Here is an 18,945-nt window from a genome sequence, read left to right on the forward strand (position 1 = left end):
ATGGCTTAAAGGACATAAAGACATTCTAGATAATATCGCACATGCTTGTTCAAGAACCATTAACATTCCATTACTAACACTAGATAAAAACTTAATAGTCTTTCTAAAAGATAACAGCTATCCAACTGACAACATTGTAAATATGAATAAGCTAATAGATTTCTTAAATAAACTCTAATTATGATTTATGAAGTAAAATTAATTTTAAAATAAACTCTTCTGGGTCTGGTTTTCCTAATCTCATTGCTATTATCACTTGGCTTTTAACTTTAATTTTCATTTTTGGTTTATTAGCAGTTTTCCATTTCTCACTATCGTTTCTCCGTCTACTTTTAATGTGGCATTGTATATTATCATGTCGACGTGTAGTTTACATCTTATATTTCCACTGTAATATATGTTGTCTCCTAGGGCTATGTGAATGTTTCCTTCCTTTTTCTTTTCTTCTTGCCAGTCTCCATTTTTTCTTGCTGCATAGTTGACTCCAATGCCTATTTCAGCGAAGTTGTTGAAGTTTTCTACTTCCTTGAGCCATTTCCTTATTTTTTCAGCTTCTTTTCCCCCTTTAACATCTATTACTTTCCCTTTCTTTATGGTTAGTTTTAGTGGTTTGCTTATTTTTCCAAGGTAGGTGATTGGGCCGTCTATTATAACTGTTCCTTCAGCTGTTCCTTCAATTGGTGTGAAGGATACTTCTCCGTCTGAGAAGGCTGCTGATTCGCCTGGTTTTGTTGCAAATCCGGCTTCAATAATTATTCTTCTATTCTTCATTAATGCTCTTAACTTTGTACCTAATTTGCTTTCCAATTCTACTACTTCTCTATTTTGTAATACTTCTGCCAGTTTTTTAGCCTTTTCATATACTTTGTCGTAGTCTGCTAGTGCTGCTCCTTCAATCCAGTTGTTTAAGTCTCTTAGTACCATGGACATATATCTAATTCTTTTTTCTCTTAGTAGTCTTGCAATTTCTGGATCATATGATGGTGCTGCTGATGCTTTTGTTATTCCTATAACTACGTTTGCTTCTTTGAGACTTCTCTGGACAATTGATGGAAGAGTTGTATGATCTTCAAGTTTCCTTGGTATTATTGATAATATGTATTCTGCTTCAATGTATTCTATCGTTGATATTAAGGATTCAATCATTCTTTTATCTGTTTCTGGATCTGCGATTATTAAGACTTTTTCATGGGGTTTTACATTTAAGAGCTTTGTTATAATTAATTTTCCAGTATTGAGTGTATTTTTAAAATTTAGTTCCAAGAGTTTCTTCATGTTTTCACGATAAATACTCATTATGATGTCCGGGATATAACTGTTTTTTATGGATTATTGTGATATCCATTTAGTGTATTCTGTTTTTTGGGTGTGGAATTCACAGTATTGGTTTCCTCTTGACATACATTTTACTTCTATTGCTACTAGGTCTTGGTTGAAGGCTTCAGTTAATACGCCGCTTAGATATCCTCTAAAGAATTGACTTCCTTCGCCCGCTTCTTCGTTGGATGGTAAGCATTCATAGAGTTCCTTTGCTGTAATTATAATTTCAAGTTTTTCGAGGTTGCATTTTTCTATTTTGAAGATTCCGTGACCTAGGGCTTGTAGCATCTTAAGTATGGTTTCTACTAGTTTCATGCCTGTTAGCTTTGTTTTTTCTTTAATTTCTATAGCTGCACTTCTTCCTCCTTCTAACCCCATGTAAAAGAGGAAGGTTTTCCCACCACTACCAAATCTTTTTTCAAATCTTTTGAATAAGCTTCTTAGCCAGTCTACTCTAAATATTATTGCTCTTTCTCTCATTACTCCCAATGGAAAACTAAATGTATTAATTATGTAGTTTCCATACTTTGGAGCTTCAAAGTTTACATTTAAAACAACATTAAGTTTTTCTATTTTTTGGGATAATGCCTGTGGATTTATATTGCTTCTAGTGAAGTCCATATATATTAGTGCATGTCCTGTTCCTATTTTTTCAATTGATGGTATTAAGATTGTGGATCTGATGTCTATGTTATTTTCAGCTATTACATTTGTTAGTTTCTCTAATGCTCCAGGTACATCTTTTAGCTCTATGAGGAATAAATATACGTCTCTTCCATGTGCGTCTATAACTAATGGTAGGTCTAAGTAGATAGGCATTGGATCACCTTTACATTTATTATTCGATTAAGTTTTATTTATATTTTATATTACTAAACTTAATTATAGTATGTGATATAAACTTACTTAAATATTACATTATTCTCTTTTAAAATATGTCTAATTTTGAAAATTGCTATCTTATTGGGTTCTTTATTTTTTATGTATTTTTCATTTGTCTTATCATTTTTATGTTTTAAATTTCTGGGGGTTCATTGTGTTTTTAACTTTTGTTTTATGTTGTATGCTTAAGTTTATAAATATTTGTTTTTATGTTATTTTAAAGTTGGGTGTTATGTTTCCAGTTAGCTCTGAGGCTTTTCTTTCATTGTTGAAGAGTAGGTTGGATATCAATGTTGAGGATTTTGCTGTTTTAAGGGCTTTTAGGGATTATGGTGACGCTTTTCCAGTTTTGGTCATGACAATTTTAACCCAGAATACTTCCGATAAGATTGCAATCAAAGCTTTCAATAATTTGTCTAGAAGATTTAGAATTAAACCTAGTGTTTTTATTTTTGCATCTTTGGACGAGATTATTGATGCAATTAGATGTTCTGGAATGTATCATAGGAAGAGTAGAGCTATTAAGCAGATATCAGAGATTATTCTCAATAAATTTAATGGTGATTTAAGTTTCATATTTAAACTTCCATTAGATGATGCAAGATCTATTCTTTTATCATTACCTGGTATTGGTAGGAAAACTGCTGATATTTTCTTACTTTTAGTTGGTAGAATGCCTACCTTCCCTGTTGATAGGCATGTGGAGCGTGTTTCTAAGCGTATTGGATTTGTTTCCAAGAATGCTGATTATGAGGGGATTCGATCTACTTTGATGAATTTCTTTAAGCCTGATGAATATCTAGAGGCCCATTTACTTTTGATTGCGCTTGGAAGGAGATTTTGTAGACCTAAAAGGCCATCATGTTTTGATTGCCCAGTAAAAAATTATTGTAGTTATAATTTAGGTGGAGATTATGGCTAAATTACTTTTATAACTTCTTTCAATGGTTTTCTTGTTTTTGGTTTGGGTTTTATTTTTGGTTTTCCTAATGATATCATTGTAACTAGCTTTGTATTCTCTGGTGGATTTAGTATTTCCTTTAATTCTTTCTCTGCTAGTAATGCTAAGCCTATCCAGCATGTTCCATATCCAAGGTTGTGTGCTGCTAGGATTAGGTTTTCGATTGCTGCACAAGCACTTTGTTTTGCTAATTCTTCTTCCAACCAAGAATATTTTTCTTCGAGTATTTTTCTTCTTAAGTCAATGTAGACTAAGATATATATTGGAGCGAGATGTAATCCATCTTTAAATCTGTCTATTAATTTTCTCAGCCTATTTTTTTCTACTTTTTTTATTCTTGCCTTTTCATAGTATTCTTGGTGTATTTTTAATGTTAGTTCATGGATTTTTCTCCTAATTTTCTCTTCCTTTACTATTATGAATAGCCATTGTTCAGCTCCAAATGCTGTTGGCGCTCTTATTGCGGCTTCGAGTATGGTCTTTAAGTCTTCTTCTTTTACTGGTTCATCTATAAACCATCTTACAGAAGCTCTATTATTAATTACTTCCATTAATTCCATTTTATCACTCCCTCTACTTAGTGATATCTGTTATTAGTGGATTTAGTATGCGTATAAGCTCTTCGACTTCAATTTTTACTAGATTTTTCAGTGTTCCTCCTCCAACTAGGACAACATCTAATTTTTGGATTTTCTCATCTGCAATTATTTTCAATCTTTTGAATAATGGTGTTAATGGTGATACTTCTCCTATCTCAAATCCACTAATATTCTTTACTTCTTCAGGATATAGAAGTCTAACACGTTTGGAATTTGTAGTTTCCTTTAATTTTTTGTAATCTAGCCGGTTGTAACCTGGTATTAAAACTGCTATTATTTCGTTGTCAATTTTTACGAGTAATGTTTTAATTATTTTTTCAGGAGGTACTTGTGATGCTTCTGAGGCTGCTTTTACACTTTCAACAGTACTTTTGAAGTAGAGTATTTCAGCTTTAATATTGTTTTCCTCTATAAACTTTTTTACAGATTGAATACCTTTCAATTTTACATCTCCATATATTGTTATTTTATGTGTGATCTTTTCTTAAACTTTTTGTGGTATGATGTATGGTGATTATTTTTAATAGTTTTAATTTAAATAGTTGAGCTTTGAGTAAATATTATTTTGTGGTTAATTGTATAGTTTCATGGTGATTTGTTGGAGAGATTAATTGTTGATTTGTGGGATAAATCTATTGCTGTTAGAATTACTACTTCTAAATTAAAGGTATATGAAGATCCTTATCGCGTAGTTAAGGTTGTACATAAATTTCTTTCTCCTGCCCCGCTAAGAGAATTGAAGGCTAAGTTTGATGTTGATTTGAGGGATGTTGTTAGTTTTAAGGTTGAGGATGATGTAGTTAAGATAAAGTGTTTTCGTGTTGGGGAGATTACTCTGAACTTATCTCCCTTTAATCGTAGAGTTTTGGTTAGCTTTCTAGATGTAGTTTTAGGTAGAGGGGATTTGGAGAAATTTATTTCTAAGTTGGATGATCTTCTTCTTAGTTGTCTTCCTATTCATATTGTTGATAGAAGTTTTACTATAGTTTTTAGGGGTGGTACTGTCTCGATATTTGATTCGAATGTCTATTTTTATGGATATTTGTCCCCTGACGATAAGTTAATAGGTGTGCATGGTACTATTGGCACCGGTTTTCCTATTTTCTCTAGGTTTTCTCTTCCTTCAAGTGAAGGTTTAGTTAGAGATATCCCGTATGATAAAATTGAAAGTGTCAAGGTTGATGAGAATGGTGTTGTAAAAATTAATTTAATTAGAGATGAACCTGTAATTTTGAGATTTGATGATATGCTTAATGTTCAGTTTTTTATAGATTTATTAGGAGGGCGATTAGTAGATTTAAGGGTATACCTACTTCTCAGTATAAGGCAATGATTACTTATGTTGAAGCACGTAATAAAGCTGTTATGCTGAGCTTGTTTGTTCTTTTCTTTTCATATATTTTTTTGAGTTCTTTGATTAAAGTTGAGGGTTGGATTCTATTTGTCGTTTCAATCATTATATCCTTTATTGTTGCTAGAATTTACTTTTCATATTTGTTGAGGAGCTTATTAGAGTAGTTTGTATATTTTGTTTTGGCATTTTCTGCAGAATTTATACCCTTTTATATCGGTGTCCCAGATACTATTGCTGAAATATATTACACAATACTTGTTTCTACAGTGTTTTAGTCCTACTGTATGTCCCAGCTCATGCACTGCTTCTTTTAATATTCTTTGGTGAAATAGCTGGGTGTTGGGTGGTTGGCCGTAGAATTGTGGTTTTAATCGATATATTGATATTATTGCATATTTTCCTCCTAATTGTGCTTCTCCGAATATAAAGTTTAATCCTTTAATGTATAAGTCTTTATTTGTTATTCCCAGTATTTTGTCATATTCAGTCTTCCTTGTTCTTAGGTATAATTCTTTCATAATTATTTGTGAGTAGTATTGTTTTCTGTATGGATTGAAGGCTTTTTCGGGTATTGGGATATGTTTATCTGATGTGAATGTCTTAAATATTTCTATTTTTTCTGTTAGCATTTTTGCTATTTTCTTTATGAGTTTTATATCTATTTCTCCTATGGGCTGAATTAACACTTTAATTTTATTTTTCATTGATTTTAAATTGTTTTTCATGTTATTTAAATTAAGCTTTTTAATCTACATTTTCTTTCAACTTCACTATCTTGTTATTATTAATTGGTAAAAGTTATTAGTTTCCCACTTATGAATGGGTTGAAGGTGTAAGTGGAGGAAAATGTAGAGGTTGATACTATGTTGAATATGGTTACTATAATTGTATTATCTTTTATTACTGGATTGGTTGGTGCTCTAACTGGTTTAGGTGGGGGAAGTATTATGATTCCATTATTAACGCTTTTAGGTGTTCCGATTAAGCATGCTGTTGCAGCTGGTTTAATAACTGTTATCGCTACTTCTAGTGGTTCAGCTGCTACTTACGTTGAGAGAGAGCTTACGAATGTTAGGGTTGCAATGTACCTTGAATTGTATACTGTTGTCGGTGCTATTATTGGAGCTATAATAACTAATTTTATAGCTCCAAAACTTCTATACTTCTTCTTTGCAGGTTTTCTCATGACTTCATTTATTGGTTTGAGGGGTCATATTAATAAGGAGTTGCCTATGGTTGAGAGGCAAGATAAATTGTCATCTTGGCTTAGACTTGAGGGAAGCTACTATGATGAAGCATTAGGTAGAGTTGTGTATTATAAAATTACTCATGCCTTTCCTGGTGGATTGGGTATGTTGATTGCAGGTTTAGCTGCAGGAATGCTTGGAATTGGTGCTGGTGCATTTAAGGTTTCAGTTCAAGAACTATTGCTTAAAATGCCTTCTAAAGTTTCGAGTACTACAAGTAACTTTATAATTGGAATGACTGCTCTTGCTGGTGCTTCTGTTTATTTGACTATGGGTCTTATTAATGTTAACTTGGCTGCTCCAATGGCAATTGGAACTACTTTTGGGGCGGTTATTGGCTCAAAAATTTTGAATAAATTTAGGAATGTTACGATTCGTTATTTGTTTTTAGTTGTTGTACTTTACCTTATAGTTCAAATGTTGTTTAAGGGGGTTACTACTTCTTGGTAAAAGCCATCCGTGATTTAGAGGTTTTAATAAGTAGATTACTAACTTCAGGAGTATTTTCCTCTATTTTGTTTATACTTATCGGAATTGTCCTCTATTTTTCTCAGACTGGTAACTTTAATGTAACTTTAAGTGATGAATGGTTTTTAAGGGGGAATAATTTGTTTAATGTGATGGGCGATATCTTTAAAGGGTTTTTCTCGTTAGGCAATTTGGCTTTTACTTTTATGTCTTTTGGAATTTTACTTTTAATGTTGACTCAATATGTGCGTGTTATAATGTCTGTTATTTACTTCATTTTCATTAAAGATTTGAAATACGTCGTTATAACTGCGGTGGTCTTCACTATTTTGACTTTGAGCTTATTTAATATTCTGCGTGCAGGTTAAATTTTACGTTAATGTATCGTAGATCATCTTAATGGATACTATGAGAACTGCTATGGCGAACATTTTTCTCAGCCATTCAGCTTTTATTTTTCCAACGATTTTTCCTCCTAATTGTCCTCCTATTATTAGGCCTGGAATTGCTATTAATCCCTTTATATGATCTATATGTCCTAATATTGTATGAACTATTACTGTAGGTATTGCACATATCATTATTATGAATGAAGATGTTGCAGTTGAAATATGAATTGGCATTTTTAGGATTAGATTCATAAGGGGGACATTGACTATTCCTCCTCCAAGCCCTGTTATACCTGCAATTAATCCCGATGAAAAGCCTAGTATAACACCTATAATCAGTCTGTTCGATGTGAAGGAATATTCGAATTCCATTCCATTTCTTGTTATTAACTTTCTGGGCCATATGCCATTCTTTACTGTTTCCTTTTCTTTTTCTTTTCTTTTTCTCATCATGTTTAGACTGGTGATTATTAGTGCTATTGCAAGTATTGTTTTAAGTGTTTTTGGGTCTAGTATTTGAACTAGGTTTGCGCCTAATATTGCTCCTGGTATAATTGTCATCTGGAGTAGAATTCCTATTTTCCAATCTACTCTATTATATCTATATTGTGCAATTGCTGATGATGATGAGTTGAATAGTATTAGGAATTTAGTGGTTCCTATGGCTATTTTTATTGGTAATCCTATTAATATATTGAATAATGGTACTAATATTATTCCTCCACCTATTCCTAGCATTACTGAGATTATTCCAGTCATTAGGGTTACTGCTATAACTGTTATTGTCTCAATGACATTGTTTATCATAGTGTTTAGTTGGTGATTAGATGTCCAATTTAAATTTTCCTATTATTTCCTTAGTAGTGGGAGAACCATGCAGTGTAAACCGCCACCTGCTTTTATTAATTCATATCCATCAATTCCAATAACGTCGAATCCTCTTTTTTCTAATTCTTTCATTATCCTTCTATTCCATGTGTATGATAAAACTTTGTTGTCTCCTATGCATAGTAGGTTTGCTCCAAATAGTCTATCTTCTCTTTTCTTTACTCTTATTATTTCATATCCTTGACTTTCAAGCCATTTTGGTAGGTTAACTAATTTTAATGAATTTTCTTCATGTATTTTGCTTGGATACATTGATATTCCTTCAATTCTCGAAACTGCAGTATCCTCTGATAGTATCATTAGTGTTCCATCAAGATGCACTCTGTTTTTTGTTAGGGGGACTGCTATTATTCTTTTCGCTGTTTTTCCCAGCATTTTTCCTATTATTTTGTTTATTGCATCTTCACTTGTTCTGGTTTCATATCCTATCATTAATGTTTCTTCATTTAGCCAAACTGCATCTCCTCCTTCAAAGGTTGCTGGTGCATCTATTTTTAATGCTATTGGAACTCCAATTTGCTTTAATGCTTCCATCATTATTAATGACTCTGGTTTTCTGCACGGCTTCGCCATTCTACCTATTATTGCTCCTAAATTTGTTATAGTACCTGTATCTCTCGTGAAGAATGAATTTGGACACATTTTAATGATTTCAATGTATTCTGTATTTTTTAGAACTTCTTCTATAAGTATTACCTTAACTCCTTCGCTTTTCAGTACTTCCATTAATTTAATATGTTCTTCTCTAAGTTTTTCAAGGTCTGGGACTTCTCTAAATAAATAGTCTTTTAGGTTGTCTCCATTTATGAGATTTATTTCTTCTCCTGGTATGTGCATTATAGTTTTTATCAATTTTCCATATTCACTTTGTGCACCATAACTGGTTGACATCGACTTCTCCATGATTTTTATTACTATATAATAACTTCTGTTCTATTATAAAATTATTGTTCCGAATAAATGTTTTTTATTTCATTGCATATATTCGCATCTACTTTTAAATTTTTAATCATATTGATTTAACTAATAATGCTATAATGGACAAAGTGGATCTGGATATGTAAATTTATTGTATGTTATGTATGCTCTTGCTTTACATCCTCCTATACATTTATACTTGTATTTACATTTAATGCATTTACCTTCTAATAGATTTGGATTTCTAAAGTCTCTTGATATTGGGTTTCTGGAATATTCTAGCCATGCTTCTTTTACTCCATATTTAAGTACATTGCTTATTTTGAATTCTAATACATCACATAGTAGAGTGTTTCCTTCTGGATCAATATCCATTGAGTCATCTGGACAACTTCCAACATATACGTATTTTGATTTCTTTAACCATTTTGCGAAGGGTGTGCACCATAGACTTGTAGGATAGCCATATTCTTCTGATTTTTCGTCAATTAGTTTTATTGCCTTAATTAGTTGTTTTTTAGTTAATTGTTTATTTCTTGCTGCTCCAGACGATATTATTGGTATTAGAGCTGAATGTTTTGCACCAATGTTTATTGATAATTCTATGAATGATCCAGCTTCATGATAGTTTTCTGGCATAATAGTCATTATGGTTGAAAATCCTAAACCTTTGCTTCTTAGCATTTCTACTTTCTCTAGAAGTTTGCTTTGATTCCATCTTCTTATTTTTAGAAATGTCTCCTCGGTGGCTGCATCTAGGCTTAAGTATATATAAACATTCATTTTTGCTAGTTTATCTATTATTTGTTCATTTAATAGGTATCCATTAGTTACGATACTTGTGTTTAAATCTTGATTTTTTGCTTCTTTCAGTATCTCGAAAATATCTTTTCTTATTAGTGGTTCTCCTCCTGTAATGGAGAAATGTCTTGGATTTAGTTCAACTATTTCATTTATCATTTTTAATGCGTCTTCTGTGCTCATTTCACTTGAGTTTCTACCCTTTATATAGCAGTGGTTGCAGTTGAGATTACATCTATAGGTGCATAGCCATACAAGTAGTCTAAGCAATCTCTCTCCTCCAATTTACTCTCTAAGTTTATTCCAGAGTATTATTGCTATTAATGAAATAAGCATTGTGATTAGGGCAAGTGTTATTGACTTTCCATATATCTCGCTGAACATGATGTAGATTACCGTAAATAGCATTAAGAATTTAGTGAAATTCTCTAGTATTTTTCTATTCCAATCTTCTTCCTCAATTTTTCCTCGTAGGATAAGATGTCCCCTTGATGTTATGGTAGTTTTCTTCTCTTCTTCTCTTCCATAAATTTCCATTATTTTTTTGATTGTTTCAATGAAATTTTTTGCTTCTTCTTCATTTTTGAATGTTATTTTTTTGCTTCTTTTTTCTTTTAATTCTATTTCTACATTGATTTTTGTTTCTGATATTTTTTCCATTTTCATGTTTGATATTCTGTTTATTGGAATTTTTTCTGAGTATGATGCTAGGGCTTGAAGGAATAATGGGCTTCGTGATATTAACGGTATTTTTCCTGATATTATTTCATATATTTCTTTGCTATAAATTTCGATATGGTCGCCTTTAATTAGAATCACATTTCTATTTGCTTGGAATGCTTTGAAATATCTTGATATGATTTTTGAGTATTCGATGGCTAGTTTTTCTGGGTCTTCACCTTTCATTAACCTTGATATTGCTTCTTTTATGAGTTTTGATTTGAATGGTTTCATTCTTATCTTTGTTTCTTTCATTTTGTAGAATGATTGTTTACTTTTTTTGATCCAAGTTATTTTTATGTTATTTCCATTTATTGTTATTGTATTTATATTTCTTATTGGTATTTCTTCAATTGTAGTTGTTCTTAATATTCTTCTTGGCCCTGCATATCTTGATATTGGCATCATTCTTAAAAAAGGATCAAATAATGGTCCTGTTTTTATTTTTAGTTTGCTGTCTGTTACTTCTATTCCATGGTCTCCTTCAAATATCTCTAATATTTTAACTTCTTCTTTATCTGTCATTTTTTAACCTTTCAAGTTATTCGTTAATAGAGTTTATTTTCTAGTTGATTAACTTTCCTGAATTATCCTGATTATTTCTCTCATTAATTTCTTTGTTTTTGACTTTTCTTTTGCTTCAACCATTATTCTTAGTACTGGTTCGGTTTTTGATGGTCTGATTAGAATCCACCAGTTTTCTCCATTTATTCTTATTCCGTCGATTGTTTCAATTCTATAGTCTTTCCATCGTCTTAGTATTTTTTCTCTTATTTTTCCTATTTTCTTAGGTTTGATTTTGAGATTTGTTTTTTCGATATGGTATTGAGGGAGTTCTTTTAATAGTTCTGAAAACTTTTTTTCTCTTTCTGCCATTGCTTCCAATACTTTTAGTGCTGCTAGTGCACCATCTCTTGCTAGGTGGAATTCTCTTAATATTAATCCTCCACTACTTCCTTCTACTCCTATATTACTGTTTGTTTCAAGCATTTTTTCTATGACATTGGCTTCTCCCACCTTTGACTTGAATATTACTGTTTTTGTTTCCTTTGCAATGTGGTCGAATATGAGGGATGATGCTATGTTCACTACTATTCCTTTCGTTTTCTTTTTGGTTAGCGCTTGTTTTACTGCTACTCCAATTCCATAGTCTTCTCTTATTATGTTTCCTTTTTCATCCACACATGCTAGTCGATCTGCATCACAGTCGTGAGCAAATCCTATATCTGCTTTTGCTGCTTGAACTGTTTTTTTCAAGTTTTCTAGTGCTTCTCCTGTTGGTTCTATCTTTCTAGTGAAGAGTCCTGGTATTGAGTTTATTGTTATTACTCTGCATCCTATTTGTGTTAAGAGTTTAGGTGTTGTTAATGCTCCAGCTCCTCCTCCTGCATCTACTATGACTTTGAAGTTTGATTTTCTAATGGTTTTAATGTTAACTTGTTTTGCTAGTTCTTTGATATAGGTGTTTATAATGTTTCTTCTAATGATTTTTCCTACTTTTTGTGTTGTAGCTGTTTTTCTTCCTATATTTTCAATTATTTTGCCTACTTCATTTGAGGTTAATAATATTCCTTTTTTCCCTGCTAGTTTTATTGCATTCCATTCAGGTGGATTATGGGATGCTGATATTATTATTCCTCCGTCTGCTCCATAGTATTTTATTGCGAAGAGTATTGCAGGTGTAGGTGTAATGTCTAAGTCTATTACATTTACACCTAATGATGTTAGTCCTGCTATGATTGTTTGTTTGATTATTTTTCCTGATGGCCTCGTATCTCTTCCCACTACAACGATTCTTGGTTTTAGTGTTTGAGCATATGCCTTTGCTAGCATGTATGTTAATTCTGGTGTTAAACTTTCTCCATAGATTCCTCTTATTCCTGAATGGCTTTTAATTATTTTCATATACTTCTATCTCCATATATTTCTTTGAGTCTTTCAAAAACTTTAAATCTTTAGCTTAACGCGATTATATGCCGGCATGGAGGTATGTTATTGATGGCGTTCGTGGTGGGTAGATGTCTTCGATGCGGAAAGAAACTCTATAAAGATAGTGAAGCTTATGTCTGTGAGTCTTGTAGAATTCTTATTTGTGATATTTGTAATAAAAAAGTTAAAAGTATCTGTCCAATCTGTAGGAAGCCTCTATCTGAGCTTAATTTCTCGTTGATTAAAATAATTGTAGTGTAATTTATTGTTTATGTTTCTTTACGAATTCCTCTGTTACTCTAAGGAATTCATTTATTTCTTTTTCTGTATGTGCATTACTTATGAATAGGTGTGGTAGTGTTGGCTTAATTACTGTAATTCCGTTTTTTAGTAGATATGAATGGTATTTCTTCACTAATTCAATATTTTTCGTTGCATTAGCTTTTCTTGCATCTGTCGGTTTTTCTTTGGTAAAGTGTATTCCAATCATTGATCCAACTCCGCTTGAAAATGCTTCGAAGTTGTATTTTTGGAATATTTCATCTAGTTCCTTTATGGTTTTTTCTCCTAGTTTATTTATATGATTATATACGTAGCCTTTTTCCAGTTCCTTTAAAACTTTTGTTCCTACATAGCATACTAGTGGATTTGCTGAGTATGTTCCTCCGTGAAATGATCTAGTGCTTGGATCAGGATACTTAGTATGGTCTAGAAGTTCCATTAATTCTCTTCTAGCACAGAATGCTCCTACTGGTAGTCCTCCTCCTCCAAGTGTTTTTCCAAGTACTGTTATATCTGGATATACTCCATAGAATTCTTGTCCTCCTCCCGGGGCTAGTCTGAATCCTGTTATGACTTCATCAAATATTAGCAATGTTCCAGTTTTGTTGCAAAGTTCTCTTAATCCTTTTAGAAATTCTTTATCTGCTGGTATGCAGCCTCCTGCACCTAGTACTGGTTCTATAATTATACATGCAAATTTGTGTTCTCTGAAGATTTTTTCGACTCCTTCTAGATCATTGAATGGTAGTAGTATGGTATCTTTTATTGCTCCTTCGGTTAATCCTCCTGATTCTGGCTTATTAAAAGGGTATGTTACTCCGACATGGAGGGCATCGTATCCTCCATGCCATCCTCCTTCAAATTTTCCAATTTTACTTCTTTTAGTGTATGTTCTAGCTAGTCTAATTGCATACATGTTTGCTTCTGTTCCACTATTGGTGAATCTAATCATTTCTGCACTTGGGATCATCTTTAAGACTTGTTCAGCATATATTACTTCATATTCATTAACTAATCCTATATGTGTTCCAATTTCAGCTGCTTCCCTAATTGCTTCAATTATTAACGGGTGATTATGGCCTAATATTAATGCACCGTGTCCTACCCAATAGTCTATATAAACGTTTCCATCAACGTCATATACTTTGCAGCCCTCAGCTTTTTTAACATAAAATGGATGTGGTTCAAAGTATCTAATGCTATAGCTTACTCCTGCTGGAAAAACTTTTTTAGCGCGTTCATATAGTTGTTTAGATTTTTCTCCGGGTTCATACATTATAGCCACCCATGTAAAGTAATTTTCTTTTTCTTTTTAGCCTTTCCATTCGCTTTATTTTCGCGGTTCTCTATGTTAAGAAGTTTGTTTAACGTGTTTGATTAGTTATAATTTAAATTTCATTTATATACAATATATTATCTTGGTGAGTTAATGAGGAGGAGTCCCTTACTTGCTGTTGATGTGTTGATAGTTTTTGCTGACAAATCCTTTATGTTGGTGAAGCGATCTAAGTCTCCCTTTAAGGATTTTTGGGCTTTACCCGGTGGTTTTGTTGAGTATGGGGAAACTGTTGAGAAAGCTGCTATGAGGGAGGTTGAAGAAGAGACTGGTGTTAGAATAAAGCTGTTAAGGTTGATTGGAGTTTACTCTGATCCCAATCGTGACCCTAGAGGTCATGTGGTTTCAATAGCTTTTCTAGCTGAGCCTTTAGAACTGAATTTAAAGCCTTCTCCAGAAGTTAAGGAAATTGGATTCTTCAGGGAGATTCCTGAAAGAATGGCTTTTGATCATGCAAAGATTATTAAAGATGGGTTAAAGTTAATTGGAGAATAGGTTTTCAGGTGGTGGTTATGGGGAGAATTATTTCGCAGAAATGTATTAAGTGTGGAGCTGAGTTTCCTCCTGATAAACTTGTAAATTTTTGTAGTAAATGTGGTTCAGTAATTGAATTTCAATTGGATTATGACTTTATAGCTTCTAAGGTGACTAAGGGTAAACTTCAACTGAGAGACTTCAATATGTGGAGATATCGTGAATTTATTCCTGTAAGTGATTTTTCAAACATTGTAACTTTAAGTGAGGGTGGTACACCTTTAATTAAAAGTCGGAGGCTTGGAAGATTGCTTGGGCTTAAAAATTTATATTTTAAGCTTGATTTTCTAAATCCCACTGGCTCCTTTAAGGATCGTGGGGCATCTGCAGCTGCAAGTAGGGCGGTTGAACTGAAAGTTTCAACTATGGTTGGTTTTTCAACTGGTAATGCTGGTGTTGCTCAAGCAGCATATGCTGCAGCTGCTGGTTTAGATAGCATAGTCTTTGTTCCTCGTACTGCTAGTACTGAAAAGATTGCTTCTATGATGATCTATGGTTCAAAAGTTATCGTTGTTGATGGTACTTTTGATGATGCAAGTAGAATAGCTAGAGAGGTTGCCTATAGAATGGGTTGGATGTATAATGGTGGTGTGATTAATCCGATTAGACATGAAGGAAAGAAGACACTTGCATATGAAATTTGTGAGCAGTTAAATTGGATTGCTCCTGACTGGTATGTTCAGTCGGTTGGTGTTGGAACTGCTGCTATTGGGGCTCATAAAGGATTTAGGGAACTATTGAATCTAGGTTGGATAAACAGGGACGTTAAAATAGGTTGCGTTCAAGCTGAGGGTTGTGCACCTATGGCAAGGGCTTTTAAAGCTGGGTTAATGGAAATTACGCCAGTAACTAATCCATCTACTATTGCAAGTGCTATTGCTGTTGGAAATCCTGCAGGTTGGCCTCTTTTGAGAAGGGCGGTGATTGAAAGTGGGGGTACAATAGAGGCTGTTAGTGATGGTGAAATTATTGATGCCTATAAATTACTTGCTAGAATGGAGGGGATTTATGCTGAGCCTGCAGGAGCAGCTCCTATAGCATTAGTAAAGAAACTTAAAGAGGAAGATGCAATTGATTCTGATGAAATAATTGTTTGTGTAATTTCAGGAATTGGATTAAAGGATACTAAGATGACATTGAAGGTGGTTGGTGAGTCTACAAGGATTAAAGTAGATGTAGAATCTGCTCTTAAACTTCTTTCTTGAGTTTCTCTATAAGTTTAATAATTCTCTCTGAGACTTCAGTTATGCTCCCCTTTCCATCTACTCTATGTAATTTTCCTTGTGCTTTATAGTAATCTAGAACTGACTTAGTTTTGACGTAATATTCTCTAAATCTTTCTCTTACTGCATATTCTCTATCGTCTTCTCTTTGTTTTATTTTACTTCCACATATATCGCATACTTCATTGTTTTTTGGTGGGTTGAATATTAAGTTATATGTTGCACCACATTTTGGACAATACCTTCTACTTGAAAGTCTTTTTACACATTCTTCTTCGTCTACATAGACTTCTATTATCAGGTCTGGTGTAAATTCACTGTTGTCAAGTGCTTTTGCTTGATTAATAGTTCTTGGATATCCGTCTAGAATGTATCCTTTGCTTGCATCTAGGCTTTCAAGTTTCCTTAAAGTTATTTCAATAACTATTTCATCTGGAACTAGTTCTCCTTTTATTACGTATTTTTTTGCTTTTAATCCTAACTTGGTTTTTGCTTCAATATTTTCTCTAAAAATTTGACCAGTTGATATATGTGGGATTCTATATTTTTCTGAGAGTATTTTTGCTTGGGTTCCTTTACCTGCTCCTGGCGGTCCAAGTATTATAATTTTCAATTTACCACCAATGCTCTTTCAGTAGGCTCTAAATTTATAGGTTACGAATTATTTTGTAACGAATAATTGTTATCGATGTTTGATGGGTATCTTTGAGCCGTTTAAATAAGAAATAGAAATTAGATTCGAGAAGTTAAAGAATAAAATTGAAATTTTATAGGATGATATGCTATCTTATTTATAGTTTGAGGTCATGTTATACTTCTTATTAAAGACATTTCTTGATGTAAGTGGATGTTGAAAGAACTATTTACAATTCATACTTATGTTCAGCATTTTCTAGAAATTTTGAGTGATACTAGTGTTAATGTAGTGTTTCTAATTAAAAATGAAAGGATTTACCAACTAATTGTTAGATTGATAGGATTATTATTTTAAGAGCTCTGTACAATACCATGCAGATTACTGCTGTTGCTGGAACTGTAATTATCCATGTTATAACTAATCTCATTATCGTTCTAGTATTAATTGACTTGTAGCTTTTAGCTAAACCAACACCTATTATAGAGCCGTTACTTGCAAGTGAAGTTGATATTGGAAGTCCATAGCCGAATATCATGTATGGTATTGTTGTGAACAAGTATACTACTATTGCATTGCTTATTTCAGCTGCGAATCCCATTACAATATCTAATCTAGTTATTCTGAATGCGACGGTTTCTATTACTCTTCTCCCCCATGTTAATCCGCCAACTGCTATTCCTATTGCTCCTAGAATTGATAGGAATAACATTGCATTGTAGTCTGGAATTTTTCCAAGTCTTTCTGCTACTGTTACATATACACCTGTTGCATTTCCTACGTCATTTGCTCCAAAGGAGTATGCGGAGAAGCATAGTGATCCAATTAGCATTATTGATATTATTTTTTGTACTCTTTGTGTCCATGGTCTTTTCTCCAGTATTTTTCGGAGTGTCATGTATATTGAGTATGCTATTGCCATTGCACAAAATGGTGATGTAATCCAGCTTAAAACTACTTTTTGAAGTATCCCTAGATTTACTTTTTCTATTCCATGGGCAATTATTCCATAGCCTATTACGCTTCCTATGGAGGCATATGTGACTGAGACGTCTAGTCCATGATATGAGCATATTAGGACCCATACTGCTGCAGTTATAGATATTGTTAGTGCCCCAATTACGTCTACCTCTGGAACTATTCCTTTGCCTATGGTTTTCATTACCATAAAGCCTTGGAGCACAGCTCCAATTCCAGTGAAGAGGGCGAATAGTAACACTGCTTGTCTAATTGATATTATTCCCGCTCCTACTGCACAGTCTGTTGGTGTTGCAGCATCATTTGCCCCTAGACTTATTGCCATTAAAAATGATATTGCTAGCCCTATCCCTAATATAATGAGTGTTGAGTCGATCATCTTGCTTTTTTCCTCCAGTTTTCTCATTCTTACTGCTCCCATTAAACTTAAAAGCATTTTTAAGAACATAGTTTATGTGAAGTTTCTTGTGACTCTTGAAGATTATACTATTAATAAGGAGTTGAAGATAGCTAGAATGATAAAGGAAATTTTATCGTTATCTAAAATTAATGTTGAGGTAAGTGTTGATTATGAAAAGCCTGTTAGACGGTTAATTTTAAGGTGTGAGGATGACATTGATAGAATTCTTAGTATTTTGAGATCTATCCCTGAAGTTTCTAGGATTGTTCCAATTTTATTTGAGCAACTGCCTTATGATATGGATTTAGTAAAATTAAGATCTGTAGAGGCTATTGATTTTTTGAGGAATAGATATGGTTATGGAACATTTAAAGTTGAGGTTAAAAAGTTTTCTGAGAGAGTTGATGTGAGTAGCTTGGAGCTTTGTAGGGATGTTGGTTCTTATATTGAGGAAAAACTAGGTCTATCTGTTGATGTTAGGAATCCTGATTTTATATTGTATATACAGTTTGGAAGGCGTGGTATATTGATTGGAGCGACACTAAATAGGTTTTATAAAAAATTGAGAAAGACTATTCCATTAGATTTCTTCAATGATTTTGTAATTATTTTTGAGAATCCTAGGACTACTTATGAAATTATGGATATGTTGCGTTTATGTGCTTCTCTGAATGTTGAGCTTAGAATTGTTAGGGGGAGGGGTGATAAGATTGAGAGGGCTCTCAGTAATATTGGAGGTGTAGCTAAGTTTGTTAGGCTTAAACTCTTCTCTAATCTTGATGAAGCTTTAAGTGATGTTTATCCAATTGGTTTTAGTTTTAGTGGTGTTCTTAATGAATGTGACCTAATAAGTGTATTGAAGGAAAATACTGGTGAGAGGTTTGGTTTCTTAATAGGTAATGAGTATGAAGGGTTAAGTATTGAGGCTAGACATAGGGTCAAGTATTTAATTAGGCTTGGTCCACCTTCCAATTTTTCTATGAGAAGTAGTACAGCTGCTGCCTATATACTAGGTTTAATTGCTGGTTTTTTAATGAAAAACTAATGTAGACGAAATACTTATATTATGCTAGGCTACTTTG

The 18,945-nt window shown here is 33.0% G+C and carries 20 protein-coding genes; 7 read left to right on the plus strand and 13 right to left on the minus strand.

The features are described 5' to 3' along the window. Nucleotides 1-276: 276 nt before the first annotated feature. Together ACW8TM_RS04120 and ACW8TM_RS04125 are read right to left on the minus strand one after the other, a co-directional pair. Nucleotides 277-1,275: an aminopeptidase gene (locus tag ACW8TM_RS04120; protein WP_491532009.1), complete on the minus strand. Its 999-nt coding sequence runs from the start codon at nt 1,273-1,275 to the stop codon at nt 277-279. Between the two features lie 54 nt (nt 1,276-1,329). Next, nucleotides 1,330-2,139 (minus strand): V4R domain-containing protein, encoded by an 810-nt coding sequence (locus ACW8TM_RS04125; protein WP_491532010.1) that lies wholly within the window; start codon nt 2,137-2,139, stop codon nt 1,330-1,332. A 295-nt stretch (nt 2,140-2,434) separates the two neighbouring features. Here ACW8TM_RS04125 and ACW8TM_RS04130 point away from each other — a divergent pair, with 295 nt between their 5' ends. Continuing rightward, nucleotides 2,435-3,124 (plus strand): endonuclease III domain-containing protein, encoded by a 690-nt coding sequence (locus ACW8TM_RS04130; protein ID WP_491532011.1) that lies wholly within the window; start codon nt 2,435-2,437, stop codon nt 3,122-3,124. On the opposite strand, the gene ACW8TM_RS04135 is transcribed toward ACW8TM_RS04130, so the two are convergent. Continuing rightward, entirely contained in the window at nt 3,121-3,723 is a 603-nt protein-coding gene (locus tag ACW8TM_RS04135) for a nitroreductase family protein (protein WP_491532012.1), read from the minus strand. The two genes, ACW8TM_RS04130 and ACW8TM_RS04135, sit on opposite strands and share 4 nt — an antisense overlap. A gap of 13 nt (nt 3,724-3,736) precedes the next feature. Further along, the gene (locus ACW8TM_RS04140; protein ID WP_491532013.1) at nt 3,737-4,204 is read right to left on the minus strand and encodes an aminoacyl-tRNA deacylase; all 468 of its coding nucleotides are present in this window, start codon (nt 4,202-4,204) and stop codon (nt 3,737-3,739) included. A 156-nt stretch (nt 4,205-4,360) separates the two neighbouring features. Between ACW8TM_RS04140 and ACW8TM_RS04145 the strand changes: the two genes are divergently transcribed. Beyond that, entirely contained in the window at nt 4,361-5,095 is a 735-nt protein-coding gene (locus ACW8TM_RS04145) for a hypothetical protein (protein ID WP_491532014.1), read from the plus strand. Nucleotides 5,096-5,271: 176 nt separating this feature from the next. Here ACW8TM_RS04145 and ACW8TM_RS04150 read toward each other — a convergent pair whose 3' ends face one another. Beyond that, on the minus strand, nt 5,272-5,820 hold the full coding sequence (locus tag ACW8TM_RS04150) for an archaemetzincin family Zn-dependent metalloprotease (protein ID WP_491532015.1): 549 nt from the start codon (nt 5,818-5,820) through the stop codon (nt 5,272-5,274). 132 nt (nt 5,821-5,952) lie between these two features. Here ACW8TM_RS04150 and ACW8TM_RS04155 point away from each other — a divergent pair, with 132 nt between their 5' ends. After that, the gene (locus ACW8TM_RS04155; protein ID WP_491532016.1) at nt 5,953-6,813 is read left to right on the plus strand and encodes a sulfite exporter TauE/SafE family protein; all 861 of its coding nucleotides are present in this window, start codon (nt 5,953-5,955) and stop codon (nt 6,811-6,813) included. After that, entirely contained in the window at nt 6,807-7,199 is a 393-nt protein-coding gene (locus tag ACW8TM_RS04160; RefSeq protein ID WP_491532017.1) for a DUF1634 domain-containing protein, read from the plus strand. The genes ACW8TM_RS04155 and ACW8TM_RS04160 overlap by 7 nt, the downstream gene beginning before the upstream one ends. Before the next feature lie 3 nt (nt 7,200-7,202). On the opposite strand, the gene ACW8TM_RS04165 is transcribed toward ACW8TM_RS04160, so the two are convergent. The 6 genes from ACW8TM_RS04165 to ACW8TM_RS04190 form a co-directional block, all read right to left on the minus strand. Further along, on the minus strand, nt 7,203-8,027 hold the full coding sequence (locus ACW8TM_RS04165; protein ID WP_491532018.1) for a sulfite exporter TauE/SafE family protein: 825 nt from the start codon (nt 8,025-8,027) through the stop codon (nt 7,203-7,205). A 42-nt stretch (nt 8,028-8,069) separates the two neighbouring features. Then, a complete protein-coding gene (locus ACW8TM_RS04170) occupies nt 8,070-8,999 on the minus strand; it encodes a dimethylarginine dimethylaminohydrolase family protein (RefSeq protein WP_491532019.1) in 930 nt (309 codons plus the stop codon). 141 nt (nt 9,000-9,140) lie between these two features. Continuing rightward, nucleotides 9,141-10,097, minus strand: coding sequence for a radical SAM/SPASM domain-containing protein (locus ACW8TM_RS04175; protein WP_491532020.1), 957 nt, complete (start codon nt 10,095-10,097; stop codon nt 9,141-9,143). 15 nt (nt 10,098-10,112) lie between these two features. Continuing rightward, the gene (locus ACW8TM_RS04180) at nt 10,113-11,072 is read right to left on the minus strand and encodes a hypothetical protein (RefSeq protein WP_491532021.1); all 960 of its coding nucleotides are present in this window, start codon (nt 11,070-11,072) and stop codon (nt 10,113-10,115) included. Nucleotides 11,073-11,120: 48 nt separating this feature from the next. Further along, on the minus strand, nt 11,121-12,452 hold the full coding sequence (gene glmM / locus ACW8TM_RS04185; protein ID WP_491532022.1) for a phosphoglucosamine mutase: 1,332 nt from the start codon (nt 12,450-12,452) through the stop codon (nt 11,121-11,123). Nucleotides 12,453-12,738: 286 nt separating this feature from the next. Further along, the gene (locus ACW8TM_RS04190; protein ID WP_491532023.1) at nt 12,739-14,034 is read right to left on the minus strand and encodes an aspartate aminotransferase family protein; all 1,296 of its coding nucleotides are present in this window, start codon (nt 14,032-14,034) and stop codon (nt 12,739-12,741) included. Nucleotides 14,035-14,187: 153 nt separating this feature from the next. Between ACW8TM_RS04190 and ACW8TM_RS04195 the strand changes: the two genes are divergently transcribed. Further along, nucleotides 14,188-14,589, plus strand: coding sequence for an NUDIX domain-containing protein (locus ACW8TM_RS04195; protein ID WP_491532024.1), 402 nt, complete (start codon nt 14,188-14,190; stop codon nt 14,587-14,589). Nucleotides 14,590-14,606: 17 nt separating this feature from the next. Then, the gene (locus ACW8TM_RS04200; protein WP_491532025.1) at nt 14,607-15,833 is read left to right on the plus strand and encodes a threonine synthase; all 1,227 of its coding nucleotides are present in this window, start codon (nt 14,607-14,609) and stop codon (nt 15,831-15,833) included. On the opposite strand, the gene ACW8TM_RS04205 is transcribed toward ACW8TM_RS04200, so the two are convergent. Both ACW8TM_RS04205 and ACW8TM_RS04210 read right to left on the minus strand, forming a co-directional pair. After that, a complete protein-coding gene (locus tag ACW8TM_RS04205; protein ID WP_491532026.1) occupies nt 15,817-16,464 on the minus strand; it encodes an adenylate kinase in 648 nt (215 codons plus the stop codon). The genes ACW8TM_RS04200 and ACW8TM_RS04205 overlap by 17 nt on opposite strands. A gap of 352 nt (nt 16,465-16,816) precedes the next feature. After that, nucleotides 16,817-17,869: an inorganic phosphate transporter gene (locus tag ACW8TM_RS04210; RefSeq protein WP_491532027.1), complete on the minus strand. Its 1,053-nt coding sequence runs from the start codon at nt 17,867-17,869 to the stop codon at nt 16,817-16,819. 61 nt (nt 17,870-17,930) lie between these two features. On the opposite strand from ACW8TM_RS04210, the gene ACW8TM_RS04215 reads away from it, so the two are divergent. Continuing rightward, complete coding sequence (locus tag ACW8TM_RS04215; protein WP_491532028.1) at nt 17,931-18,908, plus strand: THUMP domain-containing protein; 978 nt, start codon at nt 17,931-17,933, stop codon at nt 18,906-18,908. Nucleotides 18,909-18,945: the final 37 nt, after the last annotated feature.

The organism is Candidatus Culexmicrobium sp., from assembly GCF_058356305.1.